General features: G+C 70.4%; 11 protein-coding genes. 6 read left to right on the top strand and 5 right to left on the bottom strand.

Going from position 1 to position 8,526, the window contains the following annotated elements:
* Nucleotides 1–208: 208 nt before the first annotated feature.
* Both FFS10_RS22185 and FFS10_RS22180 read left to right on the top strand, forming a co-directional pair.
* A complete protein-coding gene (locus tag FFS10_RS22185) occupies nt 209–730 on the top strand; it encodes a MarR family winged helix-turn-helix transcriptional regulator (RefSeq protein WP_137896772.1) in 522 nt (173 codons plus the stop codon).
* Between the two features lie 22 nt (nt 731–752).
* The gene (locus tag FFS10_RS22180) at nt 753–1,268 is read left to right on the top strand and encodes a thermonuclease family protein (RefSeq protein ID WP_137896771.1); all 516 of its coding nucleotides are present in this window, start codon (nt 753–755) and stop codon (nt 1,266–1,268) included.
* A 7-nt stretch (nt 1,269–1,275) separates the two neighbouring features.
* Here the strand turns inward: FFS10_RS22180 and FFS10_RS22175 are convergent, their stop codons facing one another.
* The 3 genes from FFS10_RS22175 to gpmA form a co-directional block, all read right to left on the bottom strand.
* Entirely contained in the window at nt 1,276–2,028 is a 753-nt protein-coding gene (locus tag FFS10_RS22175; RefSeq protein ID WP_137896770.1) for a HesA/MoeB/ThiF family protein, read from the bottom strand.
* Between the two features lie 40 nt (nt 2,029–2,068).
* Nucleotides 2,069–3,517, bottom strand: coding sequence for a S41 family peptidase (locus FFS10_RS22170; RefSeq protein ID WP_137896769.1), 1,449 nt, complete (start codon nt 3,515–3,517; stop codon nt 2,069–2,071).
* Nucleotides 3,518–3,618: 101 nt separating this feature from the next.
* A complete protein-coding gene (gene gpmA / locus FFS10_RS22165) occupies nt 3,619–4,362 on the bottom strand; it encodes a 2,3-diphosphoglycerate-dependent phosphoglycerate mutase (RefSeq protein WP_137896768.1) in 744 nt (247 codons plus the stop codon).
* A gap of 101 nt (nt 4,363–4,463) precedes the next feature.
* Here gpmA and FFS10_RS22160 point away from each other — a divergent pair, with 101 nt between their 5' ends.
* The 4 genes from FFS10_RS22160 to FFS10_RS22145 all read left to right on the top strand — a co-directional run bounded on the left by FFS10_RS22160 (nt 4,464) and on the right by FFS10_RS22145 (nt 6,780).
* Nucleotides 4,464–4,874: a rhodanese-like domain-containing protein gene (locus FFS10_RS22160; protein ID WP_137896767.1), complete on the top strand. Its 411-nt coding sequence runs from the start codon at nt 4,464–4,466 to the stop codon at nt 4,872–4,874.
* Nucleotides 4,875–4,893: 19 nt separating this feature from the next.
* Nucleotides 4,894–5,154, top strand: a complete 261-nt coding sequence (grxC, locus tag FFS10_RS22155; RefSeq protein ID WP_137896766.1) for a glutaredoxin 3 — start codon at nt 4,894–4,896, stop codon at nt 5,152–5,154.
* A 123-nt stretch (nt 5,155–5,277) separates the two neighbouring features.
* Complete coding sequence (gene secB / locus FFS10_RS22150; protein ID WP_137896765.1) at nt 5,278–5,727, top strand: protein-export chaperone SecB; 450 nt, start codon at nt 5,278–5,280, stop codon at nt 5,725–5,727.
* Nucleotides 5,728–5,772: 45 nt separating this feature from the next.
* Nucleotides 5,773–6,780: an NAD(P)H-dependent glycerol-3-phosphate dehydrogenase gene (locus FFS10_RS22145; protein ID WP_137896764.1), complete on the top strand. Its 1,008-nt coding sequence runs from the start codon at nt 5,773–5,775 to the stop codon at nt 6,778–6,780.
* An 11-nt stretch (nt 6,781–6,791) separates the two neighbouring features.
* On the opposite strand, the gene panC is transcribed toward FFS10_RS22145, so the two are convergent.
* A complete protein-coding gene (panC, locus tag FFS10_RS22140) occupies nt 6,792–7,640 on the bottom strand; it encodes a pantoate--beta-alanine ligase (RefSeq protein ID WP_137896763.1) in 849 nt (282 codons plus the stop codon).
* Nucleotides 7,641–7,666: 26 nt separating this feature from the next.
* Nucleotides 7,667–8,526: 3-methyl-2-oxobutanoate hydroxymethyltransferase (gene panB, locus FFS10_RS22135; protein WP_137896762.1), on the bottom strand; the 860-nt coding region annotated here is incomplete at its 5' end.

Genomic DNA, 8,526 nt, shown 5'->3' with positions numbered 1-8,526 from the left:
CTACCCAAACCAGCGTCTGATCGTCACGACCCAAGGCAGGAGCCGTATGCGGTAGTTCCGCACGTACGGATCTGTGGAGGGGGTGTTGGGTGACTGGCATTCCTACTCCGACTTACAGCGGGCCGCGGCGGGCTGCCGTGGCGGGCGTGGTCACTGTATTCGGGCGACAATTGATTGATCTAATCAATCATCCTCCTGACTTACCCTGATGGCCTGGACCGACTTGATCCACCCCAAGACGACGGACGAGTTGTTCCTGTACCGCTTGTCGCGGTTGCGGTCTGCCGCCGGCCGGCGCGTGATCCGCATCTGCGAGGGTGAATTCGGCATCACGCGGCGCGAATGGGGCATCCTGGGCTTGCTGGCCAAGCACGACGGCATCCTGTCGTCGCAGCTGGCCGAGCGGGCCCAGCTCGATCGGGCTCGCACCTCCCGCGCCGTGTCCGGCCTCGTGGCCAAGGGGCTGGTTCTCCGCGAGGCGCGGCCGGGCGACCGGCGCGAGGTGGTCCTGAGCCTGACCGAGGCGGGCCGTGCCGTCAACGGGGCCATGTTTCCGCGCGTGGCCCAGATCAACCGGGAGCTGTTGTCCGTACTAGGCGAGAGTGAGCTGGCGGCGCTCGATGCGGCTCTCGTGCGCCTGCAGGCCCAGGCCGATGCCATGGCGCCCGGCCCCGACGCGCCGCTGGCCAACCGCCGGCGGGGCGGGCGCTCGCCGCGGCGGGCGAGCTGATACGCGTCAGGGGCACGCCGCCATGATCCGGACGATACGGGCCCGCGCCGCTGCCGTTGGCGCCGCGCTGGCGGCCTTGGCCCTGTCAGCCGGCGCGGCGCCGGAAACCTTTACCGGCACAGTGACCTGGGTCTCCGACGGCGACACGCTCTGGGTCGCACCCGAGGCCGGCGGGCCGCCGCGCAAGCTGCGCGTCGACGGCATAGATGCGCCCGAGATCTGCCAGGCCGGCGGGGAGGCTTCGCGCGCGGCGCTGGCGGTGCGGGCCCTGCGCCGGCCGGTGCAGGTGGAAGTGCGTCGCCAGGACGACTATGGCCGCGGCCTGGCGCGCATCAGGGTCGGTGGCGCGGACCTCGGGGCCGAGATGGTGCGCGCGGGCCAGGCCTGGTCGCACCGCTGGCGCCACAACCCCGGTCCCTATGCCGAGCAGGAGGCGGCGGCGCGCCGCGCGCGGCGCGGCCTGTTCGCCGACCCGCAGGCCGAGCTGCCCAGGGCGTTCCGCAAGCGCCACGGCTCCTGCCACGAGGAGCGGGGCTGAGCGCGGCTCAGTGCGCACCGCCGCAGACCGGGCAGCCGGGGTTGCGCGCGATGCGCACCTCGCTGAACTCCATGCCGCGGCCGTCCAGCATCAGCAGGCGCCCGGCCAGCGAGCGGCCTATGCCGCACAGCAGCTTCAGCGCCTCGGCCGCCTGCAGGGTGCCGATGATGCCGACCAGGGGCGCGAACACGCCCATGGTGGCGCAGCGCGTCTCCTCCAGCGACTGCGATTCCGGGAACACGCAGGCGTAGCAGGGCGAGGCCGCGTCGCGCGGGTCGAACACCGAGACCTGGCCGTCGAAGCGGATCGCGGCGCCCGAGACCAGGGGCCGGCGGTGCCTGACGCAGGCGCGGTTGACGGCGTGGCGGGTGGCGAAGTTGTCGCTGCAGTCGAGCACCAGGTCGGCCTCGGCCACCAGGCGCTCGAGCAGGGCGTCGTCGGCGCGCAGCGTGAACGGCCTCACTTGCACGTCGGGGTTGATGGCGGCGATGGCCTCGCGCGCCGACTCGGCCTTGGGCTGGCCCAGGCGGGCCAGCGTGTGGGCCACCTGGCGCTGCAGGTTGGTGGCGTCGACGCTGTCGTGGTCGACCAGGGTGATGCGGCCCACGCCGGCGCTGCCCAGGTACAGGGCCACCGGCGAGCCCAGGCCGCCGGCGCCTATGACCAGGGCATGCGAGGCCAGGAGCTTTTCCTGGCCCTCCACGCCGAGCTCGTCCAGCAGGATGTGGCGCGAGTAGCGCAGCAGCTGTTCGTCTTCCATGGGCGCGCGCGCCGGGGCGGGCCTGGCGCCCGCCTTGACGTCAGTTTTCCTTCTTCTCTTCCTTGCGCTCGACCAGGGTCTTGCTGACCAGCACCGGGCGACCCTTGAGCTGGTTGATCGCCTGGGCCAGCTGGAAGTCCTTGTCCGAGCCGAATTCGGGCAGGCGGCGCTCCGCGGCCGGCTTGCGGGCCTCTTCCTCGAGCTTCTTCAGGGCCTCCTCGCGCGCCTTTTCGCGCGCCGGGTCCTTGATCTCGGGACCCTGGCCGTTGCCCAGGTGCTTCTCCAGGTCGGCCTCGCGGGTGCGCAGGATGGCGAACACGTTGCCCTCGGCGGTCTCGTCGAGCATCACGTCGGGCACGATGCCGCGCGCCTGGATCGACTTGCCGCTGGGCGTGTAGTAGCGCGCCGTGGTCAGCTTGAGCGCGGTGTCGGGGCCTAGCGGGCGCACGGTCTGCACCGAGCCCTTGCCGAAGGTCTGGCTGCCCATCACGGTGGCGCGCTTGTGGTCCTGCAGGGCGCCGGCCACGATTTCGCTGGCCGAGGCCGAGCCTTCGTTGACCAGCACCACCAGGGGCATGGTCTTGAAGACACCCTTGGTCGATTCGTGCAGGCGCCGCAGCGGGTCGCTGTTGCCGCGGCGCTGGTAGAACTCGGGCGCGGCCTTGTAGGAGAACTTGCTCTCGGCCAGCTGGCCGTTGGTCGAGACCACGGTCACGTTCTCGGGCAGGAAGGCGGCTGAGACGGCCACCGCCGCGTCGAGCAGGCCGCCCGGGTCGTTGCGCAGGTCCAGCACCAGGCCCTTGAGGCCAGGCTCCTGGCGGTGCAGCTCCTCGAGCTTGCGCACGAAGTCGTCCACCGTGCGCTCCTGGAACTGCGACAGGCGGATCCAGCCGTAGCCGGGCTCGACCAGCTTGGACTTGACCGACTGGGTCTTGATCTCCTCGCGCGTGATGGTCACGGGGAAGGTGCGGTTCTCGTCCTTGCGGAAGATGGTCAGCAGCACCTTGGTGTGGGGTTCGCCGCGCATCTTCTTGACCGCGTCGTTGAGCGACAGGCCCTTGACGGCCGTGTCGTCGATCTTGGTGATCAGGTCGCCGGGCTTGAGGCCGGCGCGGTCGGCCGGCGAGCCCTCGATAGGCGACACCACCTTGACCAGGCCGTCCTCCTGGGTGATCTCAATGCCCACGCCGACGAAGCGGCCGGTCGTGCCCTCGCGGAATTCTTTGAAGGACTTCTTGTCGAAGTACTGCGAGTGCGGGTCCAGGCTGGCGACCATGCCCGAGATCGCGTCGGTGATCAGCTTCTTCTCGTCCACCGGCTCCACATAGTCGCTCTTGACCATGCCGAACACCGCGGCCAGCTGCTGCAGCTCCTCGAGCGGCAACGGTGCCAGCGTGCCGCGCGCCACGGTCTGCAGCGACACCGTGGTCAGGGCGCCGGCCAGCGCGCCCACCGAAATCCAGCCCGCGATCCTGAGTTTCTGACCCATTTCCATTACCTCGACCGGCCAATATACACGCAGGCGCCGCGGGCCGCGCGGCGCCTGTGTCAAGTCCTGCAAAGACCGATGTCTCTGCGGCGCCGGCCGGCTCAGGCCTTGCCCTGGCTGGCCACGGCCGCGGCAGCCTTCGCAGCGGCCTCGGCGTCGCCCAGGTAGTAGTGGCGGATCGGCTTGAGCTCGGCGTCGAGCTCGTAGACCAGCGGGATGCCGTTGGGGATGTTCAGGCTCACGATGTCGTTGTCGGAGATGCCGTCCAGGTACTTGACCAGGGCGCGGATCGAGTTGCCGTGCGCGGCCACCAGCACGCGCTTGCCGCTCTTGATGGCCGGCGCCATGGACTCGCTCCAGAACGGCAGCACGCGCGCCACCGTGTCCTTGAGGCACTCGGTCAGCGGCACCTCCTCGGGCTTGAGCCTGGCGTAGCGCGGGTCGCCGCGCTCGCAGCGCGGGTCGGTCGCCTCCAGGGCGGGCGGGGGCGTGTCGTAGCTGCGGCGCCAGACCAGCACCTGCTCGTCACCGTACTGCTTGGCCATGTCGGCCTTGTTCAGGCCCTGCAGCGCGCCGTAGTGGCGCTCGTTCAGGCGCCAGTGCTTCACCACCGGCAGCCAGGTGCGGTCCATCTCGTCCAGGCAGTACCAGAGGGTGTGGATGGCGCGCTTGAGCACGCTGGTGTAGGCCAGGTCGAACTCGTAGCCCTCGGCCTTGAGCAGCTTGCCGGACGACATGGCCTGGGACACGCCGGTGGGCGTCAGGTCGACGTCGGTCCAGCCGGTGAAGCGGTTTTCGAGGTTCCAGGTCGATTCGCCGTGGCGTATGAGTACGAGTTTGTGCATGGTTGGCCTGCTTGAAAAGGGTGGGATGAACGCGAGACAGCCCGCCATTTTAGAATTCGGCGCTTTGCGGCCGGTTTCGGAACGCGTACGAAAGGTGAATAGTGAAGTTTCTGATCGATAACTGGATGCTGATCGCGGTGGCCCTGGCCTCGGGCGGGATGCTGCTGTGGCCCGTGGTGGCGCGCGGCGCGCGCGCCGGCACGCTGAGCGCGAGCGCGGCGGTGCAACTGATCAACCGCGAAAAGGCCGTGGTGGTCGATGTGCGCGAGCCGGCAGAGTACGCCGCCGGCCATGTGCTCGGCGCCAGGAACCTGCCGCTGGGCCAGCTCGAGCAGCAGCTGCCGGACCAGGTCAAGAACAAGGCCACGCCCCTGGTCCTGGTCTGCGGCACGGGCTCGCTGGCCAACCGCGGCCTGGCGGTGGCCAAAAAACTGGGCTACGCGCAGGCCCAATCGCTGAGCGGCGGGCTGGCGGCCTGGAAAGACGCTAATCTTCCGGTCGAGAAAGCCTGATTCTGGAGAGAACCGCCTCATGCAAGCCGTCAAGATGTACACCACCGCCGTCTGCCCCTACTGCGTGCGCGCCAAGCAAATCCTCAAGATGAAGGGCGTGGCGCAGATCGAGGAGGTCCGCGTGGACGTCAACCCTGACGAGCGCATGAAGATGATGGAGATCACCGGCCGGCGCACCGTGCCGCAGATCTTCATCGGCGACACCCATGTGGGCGGCCACGACGACCTGGTCGCGCTGGACGCCCAGGGCGGCCTGATGCCGCTGCTGCAGGCCGCCTGACCGGCCCATAGCGCCCCGCCGGATCGCCGATAATCGGCGCATCCCGAACAGCCAGCCCGCTTCGGCAGGTCCGCAGCGGGCTTGTTTTCGACCCTTCTTTCACCGATACCCACCGAGAAATCCATGGCCGACCTCGACCCCGTGTTCCAGATCCAGCGCGTCTACCTCAAGGAGGCCTCGCTGGAGCAGCCCAATTCCCCCGCCATCCTGCTCGAGCAGGAGCAGCCCGGCGTGGACATCCAGCTCGGCGTGGACGCCAGCCCGGTGGCCGACGGCATCTTCGAGGTCTGCGTCACCGCCACCGTGCAGACCAAGGTCAAGGACCGCACCGTGTTCCTGGTCGAGTGCAAGCAGGCCGGCATCTTCGAGATCCGCAACCTGCCGGAAGACCAGATGGGCCCCATCATGGGCATCGCCTGCCCGCAGATCGTCTACCCCTATCTGCGCGGCAACGTGGCCGACGTGATCACGCGTGCCGGCTTCCCGCCGGTGCACCTGGCCGAGATCAACTTCCAGGCCATGTACGAGCAGCAGCAGGCCGAGCAGGCGGCCTCGCCCATCATCACGCAGTGATGCCCAGGGGTTGCGCCCCTTGAGTCCGCCAGACTGGTGCATGCGATGAACATCATGGTGATCGGCGCCGGCGCCTGGGGCACGGCGCTGGCGATCAGCGCCAGCCGCCACCCGGCCGGCCACAAGGTGCAGCTGTGGGCGCGCGATCCCGCCCAGGCGCAGGCCATGCAGGCCACGCGCGAGAACGCGCGCTACCTGCCGGGCATCGCCCTGCCGGCCGCGCTGGCGGTGCACAACGGGCCGCTGGCGCCGCAACTGGCCTCGGACCCGGACCTGATCATCGTCGCCACGCCCATGGCCGGCCTGCGCGGCGCGCTCGAGGCGCTGCGCGACTGCGGCGTCCCCGTGGCCTGGCTGTGCAAGGGTTTCGAGGCGCCGCAGGCGGCGCCCCACGGCTTGCTGGCCCATGAAATCCGGGCCCAGGTCGCGCCCGGCCTGGCCGCCGGGGTGCTCAGCGGCCCCAGCTTCGCCCAGGAGGTCGCGCGCGGCCAGCCCACGGCCCTGGTCGCGGCGAGCGAGCATGCCGCCGTGCGCGATGCCCTGGTGGCGGCCCTGCACGGGCCGACGCTGCGCGTCTACGCCAACGACGACATCGTCGGCGTCGAGGTGGGCGGCGCGGTCAAGAACGTGCTGGCCATCGCCACCGGCCTGTGCGACGGCCTGAACCTGGGCCTGAACGCGCGCGCCGCGCTGATCACGCGCGGCCTGGCCGAGATGACGCGCCTGGGCCTGGCGCTGGGCGCGCGCGCCGAGACCTTCATGGGCCTGTCCGGCCTGGGCGACCTGGTACTCACGGCCACCGGCGACCTCAGCCGCAACCGCAGGGTCGGCCTGCTGCTGGCCGAGGGCAAGAGCCTGGACCAGGCCGTGGCCTCGCTGGGCCATGTGGCCGAAGGCGTCTACAGCGCACGCACCGTGGTGCAGCGCGCGCGCGGGCTCGGCGTGGAGATGCCGATCGCCGAGGGTGTGGTGGCCCTGCTCGACGGCCGGCTGCAGCCGGCCGACGCCGTGGCCAGCCTGATGGAAAGAGGGCCCAAGGGCGAGTACGCCTGAGCGGCCCGGCCCTAGACTTCGAGGTTGTCGATCAGGCGCGTCTTGCCCAGGCGGGCGGCGCCCAGCACCACCAGTGCGTCGCCCGCTGCGGGCGGCTGCAGGTCGGCGCGCCGGCGCACCGTGAGGTAGTCGGGCTGCCAGCCGCGCGCGCGCAGCGCGTCCATGGCGCGCGCCTCCAGGCCCGGCAGGTGGGCCGGCAGGGCGTCGGCCGCGGCCAGGGCGTCGCGCGCCAGCGTGCGCAGGGCCAGCGAGAGCTGCACCGCCTCGGCGCGCTCGGCCTCGCTCAGGTAGCCGTTGCGCGAGCTCAGCGCCAGGCCGTCGGCCGCGCGGCAGGTCTCACCGCCCACGATCGTGATCGGCAAAGCGAACTGGCGCACCAGCTGGCGGATCACCATCAGCTGCTGGTAGTCCTTCTTGCCGAACAGCGCCACGCCTTCGGGGCGGCCCGCGAATACCGCGCAGAACAGCTTCATGACCACGGTGCCGACCCCGACGAAGAAGCCGGGGCGGAACTGGCCCTCCAGGATGTCGGCCAGGGCCGGGTCGGGGTGGACCTTGAAGGTCTGGGGCTCGGGGTACATGTCCTGCTCGCGCGGCGCGAACACCAGGTCGCAGCCGGCGGCCTCGAGCTTGGCGCAGTCGGCCTCCCAGGTGCGCGGGTAGCTGTCGAAGTCCTCGTGTGGCAGGAACTGCAGGCGGTTGACGAAGATGCTGGCCACGGTGGCATCGCCCAGCGGCCCGGCCTGGCGCACCAGGGCCAGGTGGCCCTCGTGCAGATTGCCCATGGTGGGCACGAAGGCGGGTTTTTGGCGGCCGGCCAGCAGCTGGCGCAGTTCGGTAATGGTACGGGCGATCTGCATGGAATTCTTTGGAGAAGGAGGTCTGCTTACCAGGCGTGCAGGGCGTCGTCGGGGAAGCGGCCCTGCTTGACGGCCTGCACATAGGCTTCGATGGCGCCGCGCACGTCGCCGGCCTCGGCCATGAAGTTGTGCACGAACTTTGGCATCTTGCCCAGGTTGATGCCCAGCATGTCGTGCAGCACCAGCACCTGGCCGGCCGTGCCGCTGCCCGCGCCTATGCCTATGGTGTGGCAGTGCGTGAGCTCGGCCGTCAGCTCGGCCGCCAGCTTGGCCGGCACCATCTCCAGCACCAGCATGGCGGCGCCGGCGTCCTGCAGCTCCAGCGCGTGGCGGCGCAGCGTGGCGGCGGCCTCGTCGGTCTTGCCCTGCACGCGGTAGCCGCCCAGGGCGTGGACGGTCTGCGGCGTCAGCCCCAGATGGGCGCAGACCGGGATGCCGCGCTCGGCCAGGAATTGCACCGTGGGCGCGGTCCAGCCGCCGCCCTCGAGCTTGACCATGTGGGCGCCCGCCTGCATCAGCACGCAGGCGCTGCGCAGCGCCTGCTCGCGGCTTTCGGCGTAGCTGCCATAGGGCAGGTCGCCGATCAGCCAGGCCGTGGCCTGGACCCGGTGCAGTCCGCGCGAGACGCATTCGGTGTGGTAGCGCATGGTCTCCAGGCTCACACCCACCGTACTGGGCAGGCCCTGGCAGACCATGCCCAGCGAGTCGCCGACCAGCAGGCATTCCACGCCGGCCGCGTCCGCCACGGCGGCGAAGGTGGCGTCGTAGGCGGTCAGCATGGTGATCTTCTCGCCGCTCTCGCGCAGCTGCTGCAGGCGCGGCAGGCTGATAGCGCGGCGCTGCGGCAGCGGCGAGGTGGGCGGCAGCGTGCCGTAGGGGGTGGTGG

The organism is Ramlibacter sp. 2FC, from assembly GCF_005503345.1.
Lineage (GTDB): Bacteria > Pseudomonadota > Gammaproteobacteria > Burkholderiales > Burkholderiaceae_C > SCMQ01.
Note: the sequence above shows the minus strand (reverse complement) of the source record. Positions and strands in the feature narration are given on the sequence as shown.

Coding starts and splice junctions, on each gene's coding strand:
- gpmA (WP_137896768.1), bottom strand. CDS start 4,362: ATGCACAAACTCGTACTCATACGCCACGGCGAATCGACCTGGAACCTC.
- secB (WP_137896765.1), top strand. CDS start 5,278: ATGGCCGACCTCGACCCCGTGTTCCAGATCCAGCGCGTCTACCTCAAG.
- grxC (WP_137896766.1), top strand. CDS start 4,894: ATGCAAGCCGTCAAGATGTACACCACCGCCGTCTGCCCCTACTGCGTG.
- FFS10_RS22185 (WP_137896772.1), top strand. CDS start 209: ATGGCCTGGACCGACTTGATCCACCCCAAGACGACGGACGAGTTGTTC.
- FFS10_RS22145 (WP_137896764.1), top strand. CDS start 5,773: ATGAACATCATGGTGATCGGCGCCGGCGCCTGGGGCACGGCGCTGGCG.
- panC (WP_137896763.1), bottom strand. CDS start 7,640: ATGCAGATCGCCCGTACCATTACCGAACTGCGCCAGCTGCTGGCCGGC.
- FFS10_RS22175 (WP_137896770.1), bottom strand. CDS start 2,028: ATGGAAGACGAACAGCTGCTGCGCTACTCGCGCCACATCCTGCTGGAC.
- FFS10_RS22170 (WP_137896769.1), bottom strand. CDS start 3,517: ATGGGTCAGAAACTCAGGATCGCGGGCTGGATTTCGGTGGGCGCGCTG.
- FFS10_RS22180 (WP_137896771.1), top strand. CDS start 753: ATGATCCGGACGATACGGGCCCGCGCCGCTGCCGTTGGCGCCGCGCTG.